The sequence below is a fragment of the Burkholderia metallica genome (assembly GCF_902832845.1).
Classification (GTDB): domain Bacteria; phylum Pseudomonadota; class Gammaproteobacteria; order Burkholderiales; family Burkholderiaceae; genus Burkholderia; species Burkholderia metallica.
Map to the genome: position 1 here is coordinate 278261 of NZ_CADFDB010000005.1, position 21866 is coordinate 300126.

Sequence of the window (21866 nt, forward strand, 5' to 3'; positions counted from 1 at the left end):
GCGATGAAGATTCGACTGATCAATCCGAATACGACGCAGCGGATGACCGACGCGATGGGCCGCTGCGCGCGCGAAGTCGCGGCCGCCGGCACCGAGATCGTCGCGGTGAGCCCGCCGATGGGGCCGCCGTCGATCGAAGGCTATTACGACGAGGCGCTCGCGACGCCGGGGCTGCTCGCCGAGATCGCGCAGGGCGAGCGCGACGGCTGCGACGCGTACGTGATCGCCTGCTTCGGCGATCCGGGCCTGTATGCGGCGCGCGAGCTCGCGCGCGGGCCGGTGATCGGCATCGCCGAGGCCGCGATGCATGCGGCGAGCGTGCTCGCGCCGGGCTTCTCGGTCGTCACGACGCTCGCGCGCACCTGCGGGATGGCCTGGCACCTCGCGGAGCGCTACGGGATGAAGCGGTTCTGCCGCAACGTGCGCGCGACCGACGTCGCCGTGCTCGAACTCGACCGGCCGGGTTCGGCCGCGCGCCGGATCATCGTCGACGAATGCCGGCGCGCGCTCGACGAGGACGGCGCCGACGCGATCGTGCTCGGCTGCGCGGGCATGGCCGAATTCGCGCACGAGATCGAGCAGCAGATCGGTGCGCCGGTGGTCGAGGGCGTCACGGCGGCCGTGAAGTGGGCCGAGGCGCTCGTCGCGCTGCGCCTCGCGACCGCGAAGCGCGGCGATTACGCGCGCCCGCTGCCCAAGCGCTACGACGGCGCGTTCGCCCGCTTCAGCCCGCCGGACGGGGATCACGCGGAACCGGTCCCGAATTTGCCGCAACCGCACATACACACCGTCTGACACGCACTATCTGCGCCGCTGTATGGGCGCGTATGAACGTTTTCGCTACACTGGGCCGTCATCGCATCGGCTTGCGCAGCCGGCCTCCGGCGCCCGCGCGGTCGATGCGAACCCATTATTTCAGCCCGCTTTCGTCGCACTTCGAACCCATGTCACTCGATCCCAACTATCCTCGCGACCTGATCGGCTACGGCCGCCATCCCGTTCAGGCGAACTGGCCGGGGCGCGCCCGCGTCGCCGTGCAATTCGTGCTGAACTACGAGGAGGGCGGCGAGAACTGCGTGCTGCACGGCGATTCGGGCTCGGAGCAATTCCTGTCCGAAATCGTCGGCGCGGCCGCGTATCCCGATCGCCACATGAGCATGGAGTCGATCTACGAATACGGTTCGCGGGCCGGCGTATGGCGCATCCTGCGCGAATTCGAGAAGCGCGGGCTGCCGCTGACGGTATTCGGCGTCGGCATGGCGATCGAGCGCCACCCGGAACTCGCGCGCGCGTTCGTCGAGCTGGGTCATGAAATCGCGTGCCACGGCTGGCGCTGGATCCACTACCAGAGCATGACGCCGGAACTCGAAGCCGAGCACATGCGCCTGGGAATGGAAGCGATCGAGCGCGTGACGGGCGAGCGCCCGCTCGGCTGGTATACCGGCCGCGACAGCCCCAATACGCACCGTCTCGTCGCCGAATACGGCGGCTTCCTGTACGACTCCGACAACTACGGCGACGATCTGCCGTTCTGGATGGACGTCGACGTGTCGGGCGGCAAGAAGGTGCCGCAACTGATCGTGCCGTACACGCTCGACACGAACGACATGCGCTTCGCGACGCCGCAGGGCTTCAACACCGGCGATCACTTCTTCGACTACCTGCGCGACGCGTTCGACGTGCTGTACGCGGAAGGCGACGAGGCGCCGAAGATGCTGTCGATCGGCATGCACTGCCGGTTGCTCGGCCGCCCGGGCCGGTTCCGCGGGCTGCAGCGTTTCCTCGATCACATCGAGAAGCACGATCGCGTATGGGTGACGCGCCGTGTCGATATCGCGCGTCACTGGCGTGAACATCATCCGTATCAGCCCAATCATCGAAACGAAGGGAAAGCATGAAGGCGATGCGCTACACGTTGGATCAACTGAACACGATGGCCCCGAGCGCGTTCGTCGCGGCGCTGTCGGGGATCTTCGAACATTCGCCGTGGGTGGCCGAAGTCGCCGCGGGCGAGCGGCCGTTCGCGAGCATCGATGCGCTGCACAAGACGATGTCGAACGCGGTAGAGAAGGCCGGCGAAGCGCGCCAGCTCGCGCTGATCAACGCTCACCCGGAGCTGGCCGGCAAGGCCGCCGTGCGCGGCGAGCTGACGGCCGAGTCGACGCGCGAGCAGAGCGGCGCGGGCCTCGACCAGTGCACGCAGGAAGAGTTCGACAAGCTGCTGACGCTGAACCGCACGTATCGCGAGAAGTTCGGCTTCCCGTTCATCCTCGCGGTGCGCGGCTATGACCGGCACGGCATCATCGCGAACTTCGAGTCGCGCGTGAATCATTCGCGCACCGAGGAACTGCGCGCGAGCCTCGACCAGATCTACCGGATCGCGCGCTTTCGCCTCGACGACCTGATCGACGCCTGACACCGCACGACGGCCTGCTGCGTCGCAGCGGGCCGATCGCATCACTGAAACCAAGGAAACATCATGGCTGTTCCGCTTCTCGATCCCAACGCACCCGAGTTCACGCGGCGCTACGTGAATCTTGCCGACCCGCGTCTCGGTGCGCAGGCGCTCGAGGCCAGCGACGATTTCTTCGCGCCGAAGGACCGGATGCTGAACCCCGAGCCGGCCGTCTTCATTCCCGGCAAGTACGACGACCACGGCAAGTGGATGGACGGCTGGGAAACGCGCCGCAAGCGCACGACGGGCTATGACTGGTGCGTCGTCAAGCTCGCGCGCCCGGGCGTGATCAAGGGCTTCGACATCGATACGAGCCACTTCACCGGCAACTTCCCGCCGGCCGCGTCGATCGAGGCCGCGTTCGTGGCCGACGGCGCGCCGACGCATGCGACCGAGTGGGTCGAGATCGTGCCGTCGACGACGCTGCAGGGCAACAGCCATCACTACGTCGAAGCGGGCGATGCGCGCGCCTTCACGCATCTGCGCGTGAACATCTACCCGGACGGCGGCATCGCGCGTCTGCGCGTGTACGGCCAGCCGCAGCTCGACTGGGCCGGCGCGAGCGCGACCGAGCAGTTCGACCTCGCCGCGATGGAAAACGGCGGTTACGTGGTGGCCGCGAACAACCAGCACTTCGGCGTCGCGTCGAACCTGCTGTTGCCGGGCCGCGGCGTGAACATGGGCGACGGCTGGGAAACCCGCCGCCGCCGCGAGCCGGGCAACGACTGGGCGATCATCGCGCTCGCGCAGCCGGGCGTGATCCGCAAGATCGAGGTCGATACCGCGTTCTTCAAGGGCAACTATCCGGACCGCTGCTCGATCCAGGCCGCGTACGTGTCGGGCGGCACGGACAGCTCGCTGATCACGCAGTCGATGTTCTGGCCGGTGCTGCTCGGCGAACAGAAGCTGCAGATGGACAAGCAGCACTACTTCGAACAGGGCATCGCGTCGCTCGGCCCCGTCACGCACGTGCGGCTGAACATCATTCCGGACGGCGGCGTATCGCGCCTGCGTCTGTGGGGGACGCTCGACAAATGAAGACGCTCGCCATCGAACCGCTGACCAAGGAAGCGTTCGCGCCGTTCGGCGACGTGATCGAAACGGAAGGCGCGAAGCAGATCCCGATCAACCTCGGCACGACGATCCGCTTTCACGATCTCGCGAAAGTCGACGTGACCGACGAAGGCGGCCGCACGCTCGTCAACCTGTTCCGCGGCCAGCCGCGCACGCTGCCGTTCGAAGTGAAGATGCTGGAGCGGCACCCGCTCGGCAGCCAGGCGTTCGTGCCGCTGAACGACCAGCCGTATCTCGTCGTCGTCGCGCCCGCCGGCGATCTCGATCCGGCGAAGATCCGCGCGTTCGTGACGAGCGGCTGGCAGGGCGTCAACTACGCGAAGGGCGTGTGGCATCACCCGTTGATCGCGCTCGGCGGCGTCAGCGACTTCATCGTCGTCGATCGCGGCGGTGACGGCCTGAACCTGAACGAGCAGGATCTGCAGGAATCGCTGTGGCTCACCGAGGAAGCACTGCATGCGCTGACGGCCTGAGTCGCCGGCGTTCCCGGCTTACCGCCTGTCTGTCGAAACCCGCGCGATTCGCGCGGGTTTTTTCATGGGCGGCCGGTTTCGCGCGACTCGGGTCGCGCCGGCCGGCTGCACGTTCGACGACGTCGTCGACGCGACGGTGTTTCTCGTCGATCCCGAGGCGGCGTTCGAGAGGATCCGGACGATCGTCTCCGAATACTGCGGCGACGCACCGCATCCGACGCTGACGGCTGATGGCTGACGGCCGTCGGCACGGCCTGGCTTTACGGCTTTCGCGCACGAAGTCGCGACGATGCGCGCGTAACGCTGGCGGCGGCGCGTGCTATCGTGCCCGCATCTTCATCGCACGACGCCCGATTGCGGGCGTGTTCCTTTCATGAGCCAACCCGAGAACAAATTGCGATCCTGCTGCGTACGATGCAGCCCGAATTGCATCCGGGCGCGTTCGCGTTCGTATCGCTGCCGTTCGACGCAGACGTATCGTTATCCGAAGCGATTGCAACCTTTCGCGAAGCGGAAGGGCTGACGGTCGTCGTCGACGAGGAAACGGCTGCGCGCCGCGGCTGGCCGGTGTTGTTCCGAACCGCGTGGATCACGCTGACCGTGCATTCCGACCTAGCCGCCGTGGGCCTCACGGCCGCATTCGCACGGGCACTCGGCGCGGCCGGCATCAGCTGCAACGTGATGGCCGCCGCGTACCACGACCACATCTTCGTGCCGTTCGACGACGGCCCGCGCGCGCTCGATGCGCTCGATGCGCTCGTCGCGCTTCAGCGCGACGCGATGCACGGCAGCTAACGCACGACACGCATCCGCAGCACGCAAAAAAAACGGGCCCGTCACCGGGCCCGCGAACGGAGAGGATTGCGCCGGAACACGACACCGGCGCATGGCGGCTTACTTGTTCGCGCCACCCTCGAACCACGCGGCGAGCTTCACGCGCTCGTCGTCGGTCATGTGCGTGACGTTGCCGATCGGCATCGCCTTCAGGCGCACGGCCTGTTCGTAGATACGCTGTGCGTTCTTCGAGATTTCGTCGGGCGTATCGAACATCACGCCGGCGGGGGCGCTGCCCATCAGCGTCGGCTTCGCCGAGTGACACTCGACGCAGCGCTGCTGCAGGATCGGCATGATGTCGTTGATCACGACCTTCGGCGCGTTCGCGGCCTGCGCTTCCGGCGCGACCGGCTTCGGCGTCGTCCAGACCAGGGCGCCCGCGAGCAGTGCGACGCCGCCGATCGGCAGGTACCACAGCTGCTTGCCGCGGTGACGCATCACGAAGAACTGGCGGATCAGCGCGCCGGCCAGCATGATCAGCACGAGCACGACCCAGTTGAACTTGTTCGTGTACGTCATCGCATAGTGGTTCGACAGCATCGCGAACACGACCGGCAGCGTGAAGTACGTGTTGTGCACCGAGCGCTGCTTGCCGCGCTTGCCGTAGATCGGGTTCGGCTCCTCGCCCTTGAGCATCTTGTCGACCATCTTGCGCTGGCCGGGGATGATCACGAAGAACACGTTCGCCGACATGATCGTCGCGAGCATCGCGCCGACGATCAGGTACGCGGCACGACCCGCGAAGATGTGGCACGCGAGGTAGGCGGCGGCGACCACGTAGATGCCGACGCAGATGCCGAGCACGCGATCGTTGGTGCCGAGGATGCGGCACAGCGAGTCGTAGACGATCCAGCCGGCCGCGAGGAAGCCGAGTGCGGATGCGACGGCGACCACCGGGCCCATGTCGAGCACGCTCTTGTCGATCAGGTAGGTGTTCGGCGCGAGCAGGTACAGCACGAAGAACAGCGAGAAGCCCGACAGCCAGGTCGTGTACGACGGCCACTTCGACCAGTGCAGGTCATCCGGCATTTCCGGCGGGGCGACCGTATACTTCTGCATGTTGTAGAACCCGCCGCCGTGGACGTGCCACAGCTCGCCGAACACACCGCGCTTGCGCTGGTTCGGGTCGGTCGGCGGTTTCAGGCTGTTGTCGAGCGCGACGAAATAGAACGACTCGCCGATCCACGCAATCGCGACGATGACGTGCAGCCATCGCAGCGCGAGGTTCAGCCAGTCGGTGATGAAGCCTTCCATGAAACTCCTCCAGACTCAGATTTTGTCTTGATGCGGGCGCCGGTGCGTCGGGCGCCGGTGCGTCGGGCGCCGATGCGCTGTCAGCTGCCGCGATAGGTGCTGTACGACCACGGCGACACGAGCAGCGGCACGTGGTAGTGCGACGCGGTGTCGGCGATGCCGAAGCGGAGCACGACGCGGTCGACGAAACGGGGTTCGGGCACCTTCACGCCGAGCGACGCGAAGTAATCGCCCGCGTGGAACACGAGTTCGTATTCGCCGGCGGCGAGCGCGGCGCCTTCGAGCAGGGGTTCGTCGCAGCGGCCGTCGCTATTGGTCAGCACGGTCTTGATCGCGCGGCGCGATTCGCCGTCCAGCGCGTAGAGATCTACCTTGATGGCAGCGCCGGGACGGCCGTGCGCCGTATCGAGTACGTGGGTAGTGAGCTTTCCCATTCGCAATTGTCCTTGTGTGAATGCGAGGTTCGGCGGCGGCCCGATCCAAAGACTGTGCGGCGGATCGAGGCTCCACGTCACGTGGCTACATACCCGTCGGCGAGATTGAAGCGAGCGCCGTGCAGGCATTGTAAAAAGGTTCCCCGCGCAAATACGGGCGCGATATCAAAGATAATGCGCCGCGCATGAGCGGCTGTCGACGGGCCGCCGCAGACCGCTTGCGGCGGGCGTTTCGGGCGTCCGGCGGCGCGTGGCGCGGCGTACCATATCGAAACCGTGAAGCGCGGTATTCCGGATCGCGCATTGTGTGCGGCGCGTGCTTGGGCGATCCTCCCGGCGTGCGCGTCGGCCCGATGGCCCGCGCGTACCCCGAAGACGGCGAGCACGCCGGGTAACCGGGCCAGGGCGTTCGAACGGACGCAGGCACCGGAGCGTGCCGCGATTCAGCGTTCGAACGGCTGTGTGACCGCCTCCAGGCAGACCCTGGGGGCAGACCGACGCGGAGAACGCATGAACCTCGAGCAGCACGCTGGCGCACGCGCGCCGAACACCTCTTCATCCCGCCCGAAAACCCTGCTGGTCAAGCACGCCGACGTGCTCGTGACCATGGACGACACGCGCCGCGAGCTGCGCGACGCGGGGCTCTACATCGAAGACAACCGGATCGTCGCGGTCGGCCCGACCGCCGAGCTGCCCGACACGGCCGACGAAGTGCTCGACCTGCGCGGCCACCTCGTGATCCCGGGGCTCGTGAACACGCACCACCACATGTACCAGAGCCTGACGCGCGCGGTGCCCGCCGCGCAGAACGCCGAGCTGTTCGGCTGGCTCACGAACCTGTACCGGATCTGGGCGCACCTGACGCCCGAGATGATCGAGGTGTCGACGCTCACCGCGATGGCCGAGCTGCTGCAGTCGGGCTGCACGACGTCGAGCGACCACCTGTACATCTACCCGAACGGCAGCCGGCTCGACGACAGCATCGGCGCCGCGCAACGGATCGGCATGCGCTTTCATGCGAGCCGCGGCGCGATGAGCGTCGGCCAGCGCGACGGCGGGCTGCCGCCCGATTCGGTCGTCGAGCGCGAACCCGACATCCTGCGCGACACGCAGCGGCTGATCGAGACCTATCACGACGAAGGCCGCTACGCGATGCTGCGCGTGGTCGTCGCGCCGTGCTCGCCGTTCTCGGTGAGCCGCGACCTGATGCGCGACGCGGCCGTGCTCGCGCGCGAATACGGCGTGTCGCTGCACACGCACCTCGCGGAGAACGTCAACGACATCGCGTACAGCCGCGAGAAGTTCGGGATGACGCCCGCCGAATATGCGGAAGATCTCGGCTGGGTCGGCCACGACGTATGGCATGCGCACTGCGTGCAGCTCGACGATGCGGGCATCGGCCTGTTCGCGCGCACCGGCACGGGCGTCGCGCACTGTCCGTGCTCGAACATGCGGCTCGCGTCGGGCATCGCGCCGGTGAAGAAGATGCGGCTCGCGGGCGTGCCGGTCGGCCTCGGCGTCGACGGTTCCGCGTCCAACGACGGCGCGCAGATGGTTGCGGAAGTGCGTCAGGCGCTGCTGCTGCAGCGGGTCGGCTTCGGGCCCGACGCGATGACCGCGCGCGAAGCGCTCGAGATCGCGACGCTCGGCGGCGCGAAGGTGCTGAACCGCGACGACATCGGTGCGCTGAAGCCCGGCATGGCTGCCGACTTTGCCGCGTTCGACCTGCGCCAGCCGCTGTTCGCGGGCGCGCTGCACGATCCGGTTGCGGCGCTCGTGTTCTGCGCGCCGTCGCAGACGGCGTACACGGTGGTGAACGGGAAGGTGGTGGTGCGGGAAGGGCGGTTGGCAACGCTCGACCTGCCGCCCGTCATCGAGCGTCACAACGCGCTCGCGCACGCGCTGGTCGAGGCGTCGCGCTGAAGGCGGGCCGGCGCTGTCCGGCGGCGGTGTTGCCGCCGGGCGGCGCGAGCCGTTACGCCTCGATCAGCGTGCGGGTCGCTTCGGCGACGAGGCTGCGCAGCCAGCGCACTTCGTCGGAGTAGTGGCAGCGCTCGTGCCACAGCTGGTAGTACTGCATCGGCGGGAAGTCGAGCGGCGCCGGCACGACCGACAGTGGCAGGAACTTCGCGTAATGATCGGCGAACAGGCGCGTGGTCGTGAAGATCAGGTCGGACTTCACGAGCACGTACGGTGCGAGGTTGAAGTACGGCAGCGTGACGACCACGTGGCGCTTGAGGCGTTCGCGCGCGAGATGCACGTCGATCGCGCCGCGCTGGCCGACCGAGTACGGCGTCGGCGCGAGATGCGGCGCGTTCAGGTACTGGTCGAGCGTGAGCCCGCCGCGCTTCGCGAACGGGTGCGTGTTGCTCATCAGGCAGACGATTTCGTCGACGAACAGGTTCGACAGGTGCAGTTGCTCGGGCGGCTCGGGCCAGTTGCCGACGACGATGTCGAGCTTGCCGTCTTCCAGCGCGAGCTCGTAGTCGAACGCGGGGCCGAGCGAATGGAATTCGAGCGTCGCGTTCGGCGCGGCCTGGCGGAAGCGCTCGACCACCGTCGGCACGAACAGCACGTTCAGGTAGTCGGGGCAGCCGATCCGGTAGCAGCGGATCGACGTGGCCGGGTCGAAGTTGTGCTGCTGGAACTTGATGCGCTCGATTTCACGCAGCGCGTTCTGCACCGGCTCGAGCAGGCGCAGCCCATATTCGGTAGGCACCATGCCGGATTTGCCGCGCACCAGCAGCGGATCGCCGGTGATGTCGCGCAGGCGCCGCAGCGCGGCGCTGATCGCCGGTTGCGACTGGTTCAGTTTGACGGCCGCGCGCGTGACGCTGCGCTCCATCAACAAGGTGTGCAAGACGCGCAAGAGGTACGTGTCGATCGCCTCGCGTTGCTGACTCATGATATCTCCGTTTTATATGTCCGGGCTGATCGAGGGGGCAGGGGAATATATCGTTTTTAATATGAAGCCGGGCCAGCGTCAAGAGATGGATACCCGCAGACGTCCGCCGGCCGGGCCGCGGCAAGCGGTCCGAACGGGGTGAATGGCCGTGCGCGCGCGGCGCCGCGCACAAACGCGTTGCACGTGTGCGGTTCGCGGCGCCGCGTGTGAAGCGCGCGATGCGGCGTGCGCGTCAGTCGTCGATGCGCATGCCGACCTTCGGCGTGACCTGCCAGTGCACGACCTGGTCGCCCTCGATGTGGCCGCGCGTTTCGGTCACCTGGAACCAGTGCAGGTTGTGCAGCGTCTTGCCGGCTTTCGAGATCGCGTTGCGGATGGCGTCGTCGCTCGATTGCCGCGACGAACCGGTCAGCTCGATCATCTTGTACACGTGGTCGCTCATGATGCACTCCCTGGGATATCGGTCTGTATCGCCGGTGCAAGACGCGGTCCCGACGCGGCGCCGCGCGTGCCCGGCTTCTTGAGTGATAGGTATGATGGGCGGCAAGTGCAACCCATATCGGAGACGAGGAACATCGTGGAAGTCGGATTTTGCGGACCGGGATTGATGGGCGCGCCGATGATTCGGCATTTGCTGGCGGCCGGGCATCGGGTCAGCGTATGGAATCGCTCGCGCGAGAAGGCCGAGGCGCTCGTGAAGGACGGCGCGCAGGTGGTCGGCACGCCGCGCGAACTGGCCGAGCGCGTCGACACGGTATTCGTGTGCGTGCTCGACGGCCGGGCGGTGGGCGACGTCGTGTTCGGCGAGCACGGGCTGCTCTCCGGCGATGCCGCTGCGCGTCGCCTGCTGCGCATCGTCGATCATTCGAGCATCCCGCCTGCCGCGACGCGTGATTACGCGGCGCGCGCGGCCGCGCTCGGCGCCGGCTGGGTCGATGCGCCCGTGTCGGGCGGCGTGCCGGGCGCACAGGCCGGCACGCTCGCGGTGATGGCCGGCGGCCGCGCGGCCGATCTCGATGCGGTGCGGCCGCTGATCGACACGTACGCGTCGCGCATCACGCACATGGGCGACGCGGGCGCGGGGCAAACGGCGAAGCTGTGCAATCAGGCGATCGTCACCGCGACGGTCACCGCGATCGCCGAGGCCGTCGGTCTTGCGCAGGCAAGCGGCATCGATGCGGCGCGCCTCGCCGAAGCGCTGGCCGGCGGCTGGGCCGATTCGGTATTGCTGCAGACGTTCGTGCCGCGCATGACGTCGGGCGGCCATCCGCCGATCGGTGCGCTCGGCACGTTCCAGAAGGACGTCGATGCGATCGCCGATGCCGCACGCGACACGGGCGCGGTGATGCCCATAGCGGGCACGGTGCAGCAGGTGTTGCGGCTCGGCGCCGCGCAAGGGCTCGCCGGTGCCGATTTCGCTGCGTTCATCGACATCGTGCGGCCCGGCAACGGGCGTCGGCAGGCGTCGTGACAGGCAAGCGGCGCGCGTGAATGGCAGATGGGCCGCCCGGAGGCGGCCCATCGATTGGCAGGCGGATCAGCCGAGGGAGCGGGGTGTCGTGTCGCCGGCGTTCTGGCGGCCGAGCCCGCCGCGCAGGCTCGCTTTCGTGCCTGCACCAAACTCGGGCAGGATGCGTGCGCGCGCACGGCTGGCGAACACGAGGAAGCCGAAGCCGTTCGCTTCGTACCAGTAGCCGCCGTTCTCGAGGCCGTCCAGCGGCTGCTCGAGCGCGTTCGCGATCGATTCGATGCAGCGCTTGCGCAGCTCGGCGATCGCGGGATAGGGCGGCTGGGCGCCGCGTACGCTGCACAGGAGCACGTCGAGGCCGGGCAGCACATGCGCGTACAGGACGGGTTCGTCCTGCGCACGGGCGCGGGCAATCTTGGTGTCGAGCTGGGCGAAAGGTTTCGAGTGGCGCAATACCGCGAGGAATGACTCCTGGCCATCCTGCGGGGCACGCCGACGTTTTTTCGGGAAGGACATAAACACTCGCCTCAAAAACAATTGCAAGAAATGCGGCACTTTCATGCGACCCACTCCCGGCTATGTACGCCGCATGTCGATCCTTTATAGCACACGAAAATGCTGCCTTCGTGCAGTACGACGATCAATGTCTCCCGTCGACCTGCTCGCCATGATCGACACAGTCAGCGTCTCGGCGCCCATACTGTCGTTTAGTCTCCATCATAGACCTGCTTTTCCCGCGCGTGCATTCGCCCGTCACAAAAAAGTGAGATAGGCCGCACGCGGCGCTGCATCGCGCGCAATAAAAAGGCCCGCACGGGGCGGGCCTGACGGGCGGAGCGCTCGGCGATCAGCGCTGTTTCAGCGAATCGCGGATCTCGCGCAGCAGCACGACGTCTTCGGGCGTCGCGGCCGGTGCGGCTTCTTCCGGCTTGCGCAGCTTGTTGATGAATTTCACCATCAGGAAAATGATGAACGCGAGGATGACGAAATTGATCGCCACCGTGATGAACGAACCGTAACCGAACGCGGCCACACCGGCGGCCTGCAGATCCTTGAACGAATCGGGATTACCCTTGAACGTCGGGGGGATGGTGCCGAGCAGAACGAACTTGTTCGAGAAATCCAGACCGCCCGTCAGCACGCCGATGACCGGCATGATCAGGTCTTTCACGACCGAGTCGACGATCTTCGAGAACGCGCCGCCGATGATCACGCCGACGGCGAGATCCATGACGTTGCCCTTGACGGCGAATTCCTTGAATTCCTTGATGATGCTCATGAGCGGCTTTCTCCTGGTTGGGGCGAGAGGAGGCGTGCCGCGACGCGCAGGGATACTGAGCGTCGAATGAGGGTCGGTGGCACGCCGATGGCCGCATGATAGCGAACGCTCCCCATTGCCGGTAGTCCATCTTGAAATGATTGACAAATCCGCGCGTCGGCGCGGCGGGCATGCCGGGGAGCGTGTGCAGGCGTGCCCGGGCGCCGACGCGGACGTCGATGCCCGGTGCGCGGGGACTCAGGTGTTGTCGTCGGTCCAGCCGTCGTCGTTGCTGCCGAGGTCCATGCCGCCGCCGCCGTTGCCGTCGCTCCAGTTCGAATCGTCGCCGCGGCCGAGGTCGAAGCCCGGATCGTTCTCCTGGCGGCGGTGCTCGCCGTCGACGATCACGTCGCGCTCGACCACGCGTTCGCGACCGCCCGACATCGCCTCGCCGAGCAGAACACCCGTCAGCAGCCCGCCCATGCCGCCGCCGAAACCGCCGCCGCCTTGCTGGATCACGACGGGCGGCTGCTGTTGCGGGTAGGGCTGCGGCGGATACGGCTGGCCTTGCGCGCCCGTCATGCGATCGGCTTCCTGCGCATACACGGAGCCGCTGCCGTTCACCGGCGGCGCGGGTTGCGCGGCCGGGTCGGGGCGGCCTTCCACCCGCGCCTTCACGCTCGCCAGGCGTTGTTCCAGTTCGTCGACGCGATACGGCGGTACCGGATTCTTGCCGTTCGACAGCGTTTCGACGAGCGTGCGCGCGTCGGTCTCGATCGTTTCGAGTTCGCCCGTGAGCGCCGCGGCGCCGGGCGCCGTCGACAGCTTCGCGTCGAGCTTCAGCGGGCGGATGTCGTTCAGCACGTCGGTGGCGCGCTTGAGCTGCGTGCGGCGTTCGTCGTCGGCGCGGCCGTCGTCGGCCGTGCGCGCGCGCCGCAGCGTCCAGCGTAGCACCAGCGCGATCACCGCGACGATCAGCCCGAGGCCGATCCACATGCCGGTGGACGGGCCGTGCTTTTCCGCCGGGGCGAGCGCAGGCGCGAGCGACGATTGCAGCGTACCGGCCTGCGTGGCCGACGGCGTGTTGCCGCTTGCGCGCGCGGCGTCGGCGCGAATGCGCGACTCCGTCTGCGCGAAGCGCGACGCGTCGGTGAACTTCAGTTGCGGATCGAGCGACTTCGCGCGCTGCAACTGTACGAGCGCGTCGGACGCGCGGCCCTCGCGGTCGAGCACCTGCGCATACAGGTAGCGCGCGTGCGCGTTGTTCGGATGGGCGTCGATGACTTGCGACAGCTGCGTGTCGGCTTGCTGCCAGTTGCGTTGCGCGATCGACTGCTCGACCTGCTGCAACGACGGGACCGCAAATGCGGCGGACGACAGCAACATCAGCGAGAGGCCGAGTGCGGCGAGAGATTTCTTCATGGTCGAACCGGGCGCACGCGCCCGTCTCCTGACGATCGGTTCGCGCCGCGCCCGGGGCGGGCGGCGGCGCGGTGGCCCGCAGCGGCCGTTACTGCGCGGGCGTGTCGAGCTGCTTCTTCAGCGCGGCGAGGCGATCCTCGACCGACGGGCCCTTGTTCAGCGCGGCGAGCTTGTCGTCGAGCGCCTTGCCGCTCGACGTGTCGGCCGAATTCAGGCGTGCGTCCGAGCGTGCGTTCTGCAGCGCGACCTTGTCTTCGAGCTTCTGGAAGTCTTCGGACAGGTTCTTGCCGCCGATGCCGCCCAGCGCGCTGGCCGCGACGTCCTTCGCCTGCGCGATTTCGTGCTTGGCCTGCAGGATGTTCGAGCGCGCATTCAGGTCGTTGCGGCGCTGGCGCATGTCGGCGATCTGCCCCTTCAGCTTGTCGACCGACGGCTCGAGCGTCGTCAGCTCGGCTGCGAGCGCGTCGCGCTCGGCTTCCGCGTTCGACTGCGCGGCGAGGGCCTCGCGGGCGAGCGCTTCGTCGCCGCCCTGCAGCGCGCGCTTCGCGCCTTCCTCGTACTTCTTCACCTTGTCGTCGGCCGCATCGCGCTTGCTGCGCTGCGTCGCGACCTGTGCCTCGATCTCGATCAGCGAATTCTCGGCACGGCCGATGCTGTCGTCGAGCTCCCGCACGATCTGCCGTGCGTCGCGCGACGGATCCTGTACCGAATCGGCCGCATCGTTCAGCAGGCCTTTGATCGTGCGCGAAATAGAGTCGAAAAGCGACATGAAATCCTCCGTGGTTGAAAGGCGCCGCGTGAGAGCGGCAGTGCCCATGGCGAGCCGGTTGCGGCCCGCACGAGCCGGCGGATATTACACCACCGGTTCACTTAAATACGGCTTAAACAGGCGAGTTCAAGCGGCTCGCGCAGCAGGACGTCGAACCTTTCGCGGCTGAAAGAAATTCGGCGAGGCGCGGCGCGATGCTTGCGCTTTCGCGTGTCCATGATAGGCAGAGGATGCCGACAATACGTTCCTCAAATCACGGCATTGCGGGAATTTTTACAAAAAATCGCGAAGGCCTCCGGTCGATTTCATTAAAATGCGCTGTCACGTCGCGGGAACGGATCGCCGCGCGGCGGGGTCTGTCGACGTGACAGCCGCATCACGCTGCACCCGCTCTGATTCATCCGCTTGCATTTCCGCATGCGTCCGAGGGCGCCACGTACGCCCGCCATTCCGACATGCCAATCATCAAACGACCGCCTTCTTCTTCCGACCGGAACGAACCCCATTACACGCTGCGCCGTTCGCCGTCCGGGGCCTATTACCCCGAGGACGACGGTCGCGACGACGACCACCGCACCCGGCGCAGCGGCGGCGGAGGGGGCCGTCGCTCGTTCGGCTCGCGCGTCGCGCTGTGGTTCGTCGGCCTGTTCGCGACGCTGGCGATCGTCGGCGCGCTGATCGTCGGCTATGCGCTGGTCGTAATGGCGCCGCAGCTGCCGTCGCTCGATGCGCTGACCAACTACCAGCCGAAAGTGCCGCTGCGCGTGTTCACGGCCGATCACGTGCTGATCGGCGAGTTCGGCGAGGAGCGCCGCAGCCTCGTGCGCTTCCAGGAAATTCCGGACGTGATGAAGAAGGCCGTGCTCGCGATCGAGGACTACCGCTTCTACGAGCACGGCGGCGTCGACTTCGTCGGCATCCTGCGTGCGGGCGTCGCCGACCTGATGCACGGCGGCGCGCGCCAGGGCGCGAGCACGATCACGATGCAGGTCGCGCGCAACTTCTTCCTGTCGAGCGAGAAGACCTACACGCGCAAGATCTACGAAATGCTGCTCGCGTACAAGATCGAGAAGGCGCTGACGAAGGATCAGATCCTCGAGCTGTACATGAACCAGATCTACCTCGGCCAGCGCTCGTACGGCTTCGCGGCCGCCGCGCGCGTGTATTTCGGCAAGGACCTGAAGGACATCACGCTCGCGGAAGCGGCGATGCTCGCCGGGCTGCCGAAGGCGCCGTCCGCGTACAACCCGGTCGTCAATCCGAAGCGCGCGAAGGTGCGCCAGGAATACATCCTGAAGCGCATGCTCGAGGTCGGCTACATCACGCAGCCGCAGTACGACGAGGCCGTGAAGGAAGAGATCCACGTGCGCACGCCGGGCAACCAGTACGCGGTGCACGGCGAGTACGTCGCCGAGATGGTGCGGCAGATGATGTACCAGCAGTACAAGGACGAAACCTATACGCGCGGGCTGACCGTCACGACGACGATCAACTCGGCCGACCAGGAAGCCGCATACCAGGCCGTGCGTCGCGGCATTCTCGACTACGAGCGCCGCCACGGCTATCGCGGGCCGGAAGCGTCGATCAAGCTGCCCGCGGCCGGCGACGACCGCGACGAGGCGATCGACGACGCGCTCGCCGATCACCCGGACAACGGCGACCTGCAATCGGCGGTCGTGCTCTCGGCCTCGCCGAATGCGGTCGAGGTGCAGTTCGTCGGCGGCGCGACGACGACGATCGGCCCGGCCGGGCTGCGCTTCGTCGCGGCCGCGCTCGGGCCGCGCGCGAACGACACGCTGCGCATCAAGCCGGGCTCGGTCGTGCGCGTGCTGAAGGACGGCAAGACGGGCTGGCAGGTCGTGCAGTTGCCGCAGGTCGAAGGCGCGCTCGTCGCGATCGCGCCGCAGGACGGCGCGATCCGCTCGCTCGTCGGCGGCTTCGACTTCAACAAGAGCAAGTTCAACCACGTGACGCAGGCATGGCGGCAGCCGGGCTCGTCGTTCAAGCCGTTCATCTACTCGGCCTCGCTCGACAAGGGGCTCGGGCCGGCGACGATGATCAACGACGCACCGCTGTATTTCCCGCCGAGCGTGCCGGGCGGCACCGCGTGGGAGCCGAAGGACGACGACCAGCCGGACGGCCCGATGACGATGCGCACCGGCCTGCAGCGTTCGAAGAACCTCGTGTCGATCCGGATTCTCGCGTCGATCGGCACGCAATACGCGCAGCAGTACGTGACGCAGCGCTTCGGCTTCGATCCGGCGAAGACGCCGCCTTATCTGCCGATGGCGCTCGGCGCGGGCCTCGTGACGCCGCTGCAGCTCGCGACCGGCTATGCGGTGTTCGCGAACGGCGGCTACAAGGTCGATCCGTACCTGATCGCCGAAGTCGACGACGCACGCGGCCAGCCGCTGCAGAAGTCGCAGCCGGTGCTCGCGGGCAGCACGGCGCCGCGCACGATCGAAGGGCGCAACGCGTACGTGATGAACAGCCTGCTGCATTCGGTCGCGACGGCCGGCACGGGTGCGGGCACCAACGCGCTGGGCCGCAGCGACCTGCAGGGCAAGACGGGTACGACGAACGACGCGAAGGACGGCTGGTTCGCCGGCTATCAGCAGTCGCTCGTCGCGGTCGCGTGGATGGGCTTCGACCAGCCGAAGAGCCTCGGCAGCCGCGAATTCGGCGCGCAGCTCGCGCTGCCGATCTGGGTGAACTACATGCGCACCGCGCTGAACGGCGTGCCCGAGCAGCAGATGCCGATGCCGGACGGCCTGACCTCGATCGACGGCGAGCTGTACTACGCCGATCGCACGCCGGGCAACGGCTTCGTCGCGAACGTCGACATCAACCCGGCCGAGAACGCGATCAGCGCGAACGACGCACTCGGCTCGGCCGGTGCGGCGGGGCTTGCACCGCCGCCCGTCACGCCGCAGGAGAAGCAGCAGATCATGGACATGTTCGAGAACAAATAAGCGGCACGCGCGGTTCCGGCATGCGACGGGCGCCTTCGGGCGCCCGTTTTTTTGCCTGCGGGCGATGCGCGGGCGGTGGATGCGCGCCGTATGTCGCACCGTATCGAAGAATTGCTGAGAAACGTTTTCGTGCGGCGCCGTGTGCGGGACACTCGCTTTTTCCCGAACGCCCGGCGGTCACATCCGGTCGAGGGCGTGATGGAAGTGCAGAGGAATCCTATGTACAGGCCGCTGTCCAGCCTACCGTCGAATGCGGCCGCGAGCACGGCTCACCGCACCGAACCGCACACCGTCAGAACGACGCGCAGACCGGCGTGAGCGTGACGCCGACCGATTCCTGGCGGAAGCGCTCGGCGTAGGTGCGCCGGATCGCGGACACGCGATCGACGGTCTCGTGCGTATCGCCGGCAACGATACGCACGACGAAGCTGTGTTCGATCGTGATGCGGCCAGTCGTGCGGTCGCGCCATTGCCCGTGCGTGTCCCATAGCGTGAAGCCGTCGGGAAAGCGCGGCGTGACGACGTCGGCGAGGAACGCGGCGCGTTCCGCGTCGGTGACGGGGCCGCGCCCCGCGATGTCGCGGCCGAACAGCAGGTCGGCCTGCAACTGGCGACTGCCGCCGGCTTGCGTGCAGAACGCGGCATCGCCCGCGACGGGCGCAGACGGGGCCGCGCAGCCGGACAGCACGGCGAGGCCGAATACGAGACCGAGCGACAGCGAGCGCATGGCGGTGCCCTCCATGGGGTGCGCGATGTCCGCGAGTGTGTCATGGCCGGCGGCGGATTCCAAGCGGCGCGCGACGGGCGCCGCGCATGCGCCGCGGCCGGCCGCGGCGCCTGTCTCGCACGCATTGCGTGGCACGCACACAAAACGCTGCGCGCTCAACGACTTGCGCGGTTGTCAGCGCAGTTGTCAACAGGGCTGTCAACACAATCTGTGGATAACCGCGGCGGCCCGTTACCCGCCATTCCCGAAAGCGCCGTTGCGCGAGGTGCGCACGGCTCTCAACCCGGAGTCTTTACGAACGATCATGAAGCATGTCAATCCGAAACCTACCTTCCTGAAGCTGCTGGCCGCTTTCGGCGCCGCGCTGCCCGCGCTGTCGCACGCACACGTCAAATGGTTCGAGGCGTACGACGTCTCCGCGGCGCCGGCGCAGCTCGCGTCGGTGTTCGGCAACCCGCTGTTCCTGATCCTGCTCGCGCTGAGCGCCGTCGCGATCTTTGCGGTCATCGCGATCGACAACCGGCTGGCAACGCCCCGGTTCGTCAGGTCGCTCGACGCGCAGGGGATGCGCCATGTCGGACCGTTCCTGCGCTATGCCGTCGCGCTCTTTTTCGTGCTGCTGCAGATCACGGGCCTGCAGGTGATCCTCACGCCGGAACTCGAAACCGGCTCGACCGCCGTCGTGCTGCTGCAGTACGCGATCGCGGGCTGTGCGCTGTTCAATCGCACCGCGTTCGTGTCCGGGCTCGGCATCCTCGCGCTGTACGCGATCGCGGCGGCCGAATACGGAATGTTTCATCTGCTCGACTACACGATCTTCGTCGGCATCGCGTTGTTCCTGATCGCGGAATCGCTTCGCGCGGGCCGGCTCACGTGCGCGTCGCTGATGGCGCTGCGCGTCACGACCGCATGCACGCTGCTGTGGGGGGCCATCGAGAAGTTCGCCTATCCGGACACGTTCTACCGGCTGCTGGATCAGTACCCGTACCTGTCGTTCGGGCTCGATCGCGAGTTCTTCCTGTTCAGCGCGGGCTTCGTCGAGTTCGTCTGTGCGTACCTGATCGTGTTCGGGCGACTGTCGGCGAAGGCATGCATCGTCGCGCTGCTCGGCTTCTTCGCGGTGGCCGTGATCCCGTTCGGGATGATCGATGCCGTCGGGCACTGGCCGTTCGCTGCCGCGCTGCTGGCGCTGCTCGCCACGCCGAACCGGTTCGAGATCAAGGTACGGCCACGCTTGAACACGGCGCTGTACCTGGGCGGCATGTCGTCGATGTTCGCGTACTGCTACGGTGCGCAGGCGTTGCCGGGCTGATACGCGTGCCGGCGGTGTGCCAAGCGACGCATTTTGCATCGCCGCTGGAAAACGCCGGCCGATCAACGACTTGGCGAGCCTGTCAGACGCTTGTCCACAGGCTCTTCAACACGAACTGGGGATAACCCGTAGCCGCTGCGCGCTCAGTGTTGCAGCGTCGCGTGCGCGAGATGCATGCCGAGCGTGGCGGGGTCGGTATTCGTACCCGATAGCAGCACGCCGACGCGCTTGCCCTGCAGCGTTTCGCGCAGCGGGCCAAGCAGCGCGGCGAGGGCGGCCGCGCACGCCGGTTCGACCGACAGCTTCAGTTGCGAGAACAGGAACAGCATCGCGGCACGCAGCGCGTCGTCGGACACGGTGACGATGCGGTCGACGTGGCGCCGGCACAGCTGGTAGCTGTATTCCTCGGTATGCGGCGCCATCAGCGAATCGGCGATCGTCTGCATCGCGCTCATCTTGATCGTGTGATTGGCCGCGAAGCTGCGGCTCATCGCGTCGGCGCCTTCCGGCTCGACGCCGTACACGTGCACGCGCGGATTCGCGAGCCGCAACGCGGTCGCCATGCCGGCCGCGAGCCCGCCGCCGCCGATCGGCACGATCACCGCATCGAGGTCGGGCGTCTGCGTCGCCCATTCGTAGCCGAGCGTCGCGGTGCCGAGGATCGTGTGATAGCCGTTGAACGGATGAATGAAGAAGCGGCCTTCCTCGGCCTCGATCCGCCGCACGAGATCGAATGCCTGCGATGCGCTGCCCGCGAGCACGACTTCCGCGCGGTACTGCTTGCATTGCGCGATGCGCGTCGGGCTCGCGGTATGGAACATCACGACCTTCGCGCTGCTGCCGAGCCGCATCGCCGCATACGCGACGGCCGCCGCATGATTGCCGGCCGACACGCAGGTGACGCCCGCGTTCTTGCGGGCTTCGTCGAGTGCGAGCAGGTGCGTGAATGCGCCGCGCGCCTTGAAGCTGCCGCTCACCTGCAGCAGTTCGAACTTGAAGTTGACGTGCGTGCCTTCGAGGGACGGCAGGTCGGCGCGTTCGAACACGGGCGTGCGCGCGACCCACGGCGACAACGCGAAATGCTGCGCGGCGATTTCGTCGAGCGTCGGAATCGGCTCGCCGTCGATCGTCGTATGGGCGGAGCCCGGGTGTTCAGTCGACATGACGTGGCGGGTGGCGGAGTGGGCCGGCCCGCACGCGCGGGCCGGCGGGGCGGGAGGCAGTCAGTGCGCGTCGACCGACATGCTGCGGATGAACTTGCGCAGGAACTGCTCGCAGGCGGCGAGCTGCGCGAGCTCGACATATTCGTTCGGCTTGTGCGCCTGCTCGATGTTGCCGGGCCCGCATACGACACTCGGGATGCCCGCGCGTTCGAACAGGCCGGCCTCGGTGCCGTACGCGACCTTGCGCTTGTCCTGGTCGGCCGTCAGCGCGCGCACGAGCTGCGTGATCGCGGCCTGTTCGGTGGCGTCGAGACCGGGCGCCGCGGCGATCTTCGAGAACTCGATCGCGGCATTCGGATGCTCGCGCTGCATCTGCGGCAGCAGCGTATCGCGTGCATACGCCTCGATGCGCGTGAAGATCTGGTCGGGATCGAGCGTCGGCAGGTTGCGGAATTCGAAGTCGAAGCGGCACTCGGCCGGCACCGTGTTGATCGCGTTGCCGCCCTGGATCGTACTCGTCTGCGCGGTCGTGAACGGCACGTCGTACAGCGCGTCGAACGGGCCTTCGGCGCGGAAGCGGTCGGCGATGTCGCGGATGTGGCAGATGAGGCGCGCCGCGTACTCGATCGCGTTCAGCCCCTTCGGCGTCAGCGACGAATGCGCGGCGTGGCCGCGCACGCAGCAGCGGTACGCATTGATGCCCTTGTGCGCGATGATCGGCCGCATGCTGGTCGGCTCGCCGACGATGCAGCCGGACGGTTGCACGCCGCGCTTGACGAGGTCGGCGATCATCAGCGGTGCGCCCGCGCAGCCGATTTCCTCGTCGTAGGACAGTGCGAAATGGATCGGCTTCGCGAGCGTCGTCGCCTGCATCTCGGGCAGCAGCGCGAGCGCGGCGCCGATGAAGCCCTTCATGTCGCAGGTGCCGCGACCGTACAGGCGGCCGTCGCGGATTTCCGGCGCGAACGGGTTGCTGTCCCATTGCTGGCCGTCGACCGGCACGACGTCGGTATGCCCCGACAGCACGATCCCGCCGTTCGTCGAGCCGTCGTGCGCCGGCACGGTCGCGAACAGATTCGCCCAGCCCTCGCGCGGATCGTGCGTGATCGTCGATGCGATGCCTTTCGCCGCGAGCGCGTCGCGCACCGTTTCGATCAGGCCGAGGTTCGGCACGCGGCTCGTCGTGTCCATCGACACCAGTTGCTTGATCCAGGGCAGGCTGACGAGCGACGCGTCGCCTTGATCGGCGGCGGAAGGCGCCGTCGCGTCGAGAGTGGACATGGCAAAACTCCGTCTGAGGAATGGGAAAATCATACTCAAAAACACGTCGGCCCGCCTTTGCCGGG

General features: G+C 67.2%; 20 protein-coding genes and 2 pseudogenes. 11 read left to right on the forward strand and 11 right to left on the reverse strand.

Annotated features, from left to right (window positions below; genetic code table 11):
- The first annotated feature begins 3 nt into the window (after positions 1 to 3).
- From HWX08_RS16670 to HWX08_RS16700, 7 genes and pseudogenes are all read left to right on the forward strand, one after another.
- Positions 4 to 795: an aspartate/glutamate racemase family protein gene (locus tag HWX08_RS16670; RefSeq protein WP_069256939.1), complete on the forward strand. Its 792-nt coding sequence runs from the start codon at positions 4 to 6 to the stop codon at positions 793 to 795.
- A gap of 149 nt (positions 796 to 944) precedes the next feature.
- Complete coding sequence (gene puuE / locus HWX08_RS16675; protein WP_174920500.1) at positions 945 to 1898, forward strand: allantoinase PuuE; 954 nt, start codon at positions 945 to 947, stop codon at positions 1896 to 1898.
- A complete protein-coding gene (uraD, locus tag HWX08_RS16680; RefSeq protein ID WP_069256937.1) occupies positions 1895 to 2416 on the forward strand; it encodes a 2-oxo-4-hydroxy-4-carboxy-5-ureidoimidazoline decarboxylase in 522 nt (173 codons plus the stop codon). The genes puuE and uraD overlap by 4 nt, the downstream gene beginning before the upstream one ends.
- A 63-nt stretch (positions 2417 to 2479) precedes the next feature.
- Positions 2480 to 3493 carry an allantoicase gene (gene alc / locus HWX08_RS16685; RefSeq protein WP_069256936.1) on the forward strand — a complete coding sequence of 338 codons (1014 nt, stop codon included), beginning with the start codon at positions 2480 to 2482 and terminating at the stop codon, positions 3491 to 3493.
- Complete coding sequence (locus HWX08_RS16690; protein WP_069256935.1) at positions 3490 to 4002, forward strand: ureidoglycolate lyase; 513 nt, start codon at positions 3490 to 3492, stop codon at positions 4000 to 4002. The genes alc and HWX08_RS16690 overlap by 4 nt, the downstream gene beginning before the upstream one ends.
- A 91-nt stretch (positions 4003 to 4093) precedes the next feature.
- Positions 4094 to 4272, forward strand: a pseudogene (locus tag HWX08_RS16695) (RidA family protein); the annotation flags it as partial.
- Between the two features lie 103 nt (positions 4273 to 4375).
- Positions 4376 to 4797: pseudogene (locus HWX08_RS16700) on the forward strand (ACT domain-containing protein).
- Positions 4798 to 4896: 99 nt separating this feature from the next.
- Here the strand turns inward: HWX08_RS16700 and HWX08_RS16705 are convergent.
- Positions 4897 to 6090 carry a urate hydroxylase PuuD gene (locus HWX08_RS16705; protein WP_069256933.1) on the reverse strand — a complete coding sequence of 398 codons (1194 nt, stop codon included), beginning with the start codon at positions 6088 to 6090 and terminating at the stop codon, positions 4897 to 4899.
- Between the two features lie 80 nt (positions 6091 to 6170).
- Positions 6171 to 6524 (reverse strand): hydroxyisourate hydrolase, encoded by a 354-nt coding sequence (gene uraH / locus HWX08_RS16710; RefSeq protein ID WP_011657188.1) that lies wholly within the window; start codon positions 6522 to 6524, stop codon positions 6171 to 6173.
- Between the two features lie 510 nt (positions 6525 to 7034).
- Between uraH and HWX08_RS16715 the strand changes: the two genes are divergently transcribed.
- A complete protein-coding gene (locus HWX08_RS16715; RefSeq protein ID WP_069256932.1) occupies positions 7035 to 8447 on the forward strand; it encodes an 8-oxoguanine deaminase in 1413 nt (470 codons plus the stop codon).
- Between the two features lie 52 nt (positions 8448 to 8499).
- Here the strand turns inward: HWX08_RS16715 and HWX08_RS16720 are convergent, their stop codons facing one another.
- Both HWX08_RS16720 and HWX08_RS16725 read right to left on the reverse strand, forming a co-directional pair.
- Positions 8500 to 9429: a LysR substrate-binding domain-containing protein gene (locus tag HWX08_RS16720; RefSeq protein ID WP_006762467.1), complete on the reverse strand. Its 930-nt coding sequence runs from the start codon at positions 9427 to 9429 to the stop codon at positions 8500 to 8502.
- Between the two features lie 232 nt (positions 9430 to 9661).
- Complete coding sequence (locus tag HWX08_RS16725) at positions 9662 to 9871, reverse strand: dodecin (protein WP_174920501.1); 210 nt, start codon at positions 9869 to 9871, stop codon at positions 9662 to 9664.
- Between the two features lie 135 nt (positions 9872 to 10006).
- Here HWX08_RS16725 and HWX08_RS16730 point away from each other — a divergent pair, with 135 nt between their 5' ends.
- Positions 10007 to 10900: an NAD(P)-dependent oxidoreductase gene (locus HWX08_RS16730; protein ID WP_174920502.1), complete on the forward strand. Its 894-nt coding sequence runs from the start codon at positions 10007 to 10009 to the stop codon at positions 10898 to 10900.
- Positions 10901 to 10966: 66 nt separating this feature from the next.
- On the opposite strand, the gene HWX08_RS16735 is transcribed toward HWX08_RS16730, so the two are convergent.
- From HWX08_RS16735 to HWX08_RS16750, 4 genes are all read right to left on the reverse strand, one after another.
- Positions 10967 to 11413, reverse strand: coding sequence for a hypothetical protein (locus HWX08_RS16735; RefSeq protein ID WP_006488003.1), 447 nt, complete (start codon positions 11411 to 11413; stop codon positions 10967 to 10969).
- A gap of 331 nt (positions 11414 to 11744) precedes the next feature.
- Complete coding sequence (gene mscL, locus HWX08_RS16740; protein WP_069256930.1) at positions 11745 to 12176, reverse strand: large conductance mechanosensitive channel protein MscL; 432 nt, start codon at positions 12174 to 12176, stop codon at positions 11745 to 11747.
- A 237-nt stretch (positions 12177 to 12413) separates the two neighbouring features.
- Positions 12414 to 13577: a tetratricopeptide repeat protein gene (locus HWX08_RS16745; protein ID WP_069256929.1), complete on the reverse strand. Its 1164-nt coding sequence runs from the start codon at positions 13575 to 13577 to the stop codon at positions 12414 to 12416.
- Positions 13578 to 13665: 88 nt separating this feature from the next.
- Complete coding sequence (locus HWX08_RS16750) at positions 13666 to 14346, reverse strand: PspA/IM30 family protein (protein WP_069256928.1); 681 nt, start codon at positions 14344 to 14346, stop codon at positions 13666 to 13668.
- Between the two features lie 455 nt (positions 14347 to 14801).
- Here HWX08_RS16750 and HWX08_RS16755 point away from each other — a divergent pair, with 455 nt between their 5' ends.
- Positions 14802 to 17318, forward strand: a complete 2517-nt coding sequence (locus tag HWX08_RS16755; RefSeq protein ID WP_174920503.1) for a penicillin-binding protein 1A — start codon at positions 14802 to 14804, stop codon at positions 17316 to 17318.
- A 292-nt stretch (positions 17319 to 17610) separates the two neighbouring features.
- On the opposite strand, the gene HWX08_RS16760 is transcribed toward HWX08_RS16755, so the two are convergent.
- A complete protein-coding gene (locus HWX08_RS16760; protein WP_069258022.1) occupies positions 17611 to 18045 on the reverse strand; it encodes a DUF3574 domain-containing protein in 435 nt (144 codons plus the stop codon).
- A 304-nt stretch (positions 18046 to 18349) separates the two neighbouring features.
- Here HWX08_RS16760 and HWX08_RS16765 point away from each other — a divergent pair, with 304 nt between their 5' ends.
- Positions 18350 to 19357, forward strand: coding sequence for a hypothetical protein (locus HWX08_RS16765; protein WP_174920504.1), 1008 nt, complete (start codon positions 18350 to 18352; stop codon positions 19355 to 19357).
- Positions 19358 to 19500: 143 nt separating this feature from the next.
- Here the strand turns inward: HWX08_RS16765 and HWX08_RS16770 are convergent, their stop codons facing one another.
- Together HWX08_RS16770 and argE are read right to left on the reverse strand one after the other, a co-directional pair.
- Positions 19501 to 20520, reverse strand: coding sequence for a threonine/serine dehydratase family protein (locus HWX08_RS16770; protein ID WP_069256925.1), 1020 nt, complete (start codon positions 20518 to 20520; stop codon positions 19501 to 19503).
- A gap of 60 nt (positions 20521 to 20580) precedes the next feature.
- A complete protein-coding gene (gene argE, locus HWX08_RS16775; RefSeq protein ID WP_069256924.1) occupies positions 20581 to 21801 on the reverse strand; it encodes an acetylornithine deacetylase in 1221 nt (406 codons plus the stop codon).
- Positions 21802 to 21866 lie beyond the last annotated feature (65 nt).

Bases quoted from the DNA above. Each gene is read 5' to 3' on its own strand.
- alc (WP_069256936.1), top strand. From the start codon at position 2,480: ATGGCTGTTCCGCTTCTCGATCCCAACGCACCCGAGTTCACGCGGCGC.
- HWX08_RS16715 (WP_069256932.1), top strand. From the start codon at position 7,035: ATGAACCTCGAGCAGCACGCTGGCGCACGCGCGCCGAACACCTCTTCA.
- uraD (WP_069256937.1), top strand. From the start codon at position 1,895: ATGAAGGCGATGCGCTACACGTTGGATCAACTGAACACGATGGCCCCG.
- puuE (WP_174920500.1), top strand. From the start codon at position 945: ATGTCACTCGATCCCAACTATCCTCGCGACCTGATCGGCTACGGCCGC.
- HWX08_RS16770 (WP_069256925.1), bottom strand. From the start codon at position 20,520: ATGTCGACTGAACACCCGGGCTCCGCCCATACGACGATCGACGGCGAG.
- HWX08_RS16735 (WP_006488003.1), bottom strand. From the start codon at position 11,413: ATGTCCTTCCCGAAAAAACGTCGGCGTGCCCCGCAGGATGGCCAGGAG.
- HWX08_RS16705 (WP_069256933.1), bottom strand. From the start codon at position 6,090: ATGGAAGGCTTCATCACCGACTGGCTGAACCTCGCGCTGCGATGGCTG.
- HWX08_RS16670 (WP_069256939.1), top strand. From the start codon at position 4: ATGAAGATTCGACTGATCAATCCGAATACGACGCAGCGGATGACCGAC.
- HWX08_RS16765 (WP_174920504.1), top strand. From the start codon at position 18,350: ATGAAGCATGTCAATCCGAAACCTACCTTCCTGAAGCTGCTGGCCGCT.
- HWX08_RS16760 (WP_069258022.1), bottom strand. From the start codon at position 18,045: ATGCGCTCGCTGTCGCTCGGTCTCGTATTCGGCCTCGCCGTGCTGTCC.
- HWX08_RS16755 (WP_174920503.1), top strand. From the start codon at position 14,802: ATGCCAATCATCAAACGACCGCCTTCTTCTTCCGACCGGAACGAACCC.
- HWX08_RS16690 (WP_069256935.1), top strand. From the start codon at position 3,490: ATGAAGACGCTCGCCATCGAACCGCTGACCAAGGAAGCGTTCGCGCCG.
- uraH (WP_011657188.1), bottom strand. From the start codon at position 6,524: ATGGGAAAGCTCACTACCCACGTACTCGATACGGCGCACGGCCGTCCC.
- HWX08_RS16745 (WP_069256929.1), bottom strand. From the start codon at position 13,577: ATGAAGAAATCTCTCGCCGCACTCGGCCTCTCGCTGATGTTGCTGTCG.
- HWX08_RS16720 (WP_006762467.1), bottom strand. From the start codon at position 9,429: ATGAGTCAGCAACGCGAGGCGATCGACACGTACCTCTTGCGCGTCTTG.
- HWX08_RS16750 (WP_069256928.1), bottom strand. From the start codon at position 14,346: ATGTCGCTTTTCGACTCTATTTCGCGCACGATCAAAGGCCTGCTGAAC.
- HWX08_RS16725 (WP_174920501.1), bottom strand. From the start codon at position 9,871: ATGAGCGACCACGTGTACAAGATGATCGAGCTGACCGGTTCGTCGCGG.
- argE (WP_069256924.1), bottom strand. From the start codon at position 21,801: ATGTCCACTCTCGACGCGACGGCGCCTTCCGCCGCCGATCAAGGCGAC.
- mscL (WP_069256930.1), bottom strand. From the start codon at position 12,176: ATGAGCATCATCAAGGAATTCAAGGAATTCGCCGTCAAGGGCAACGTC.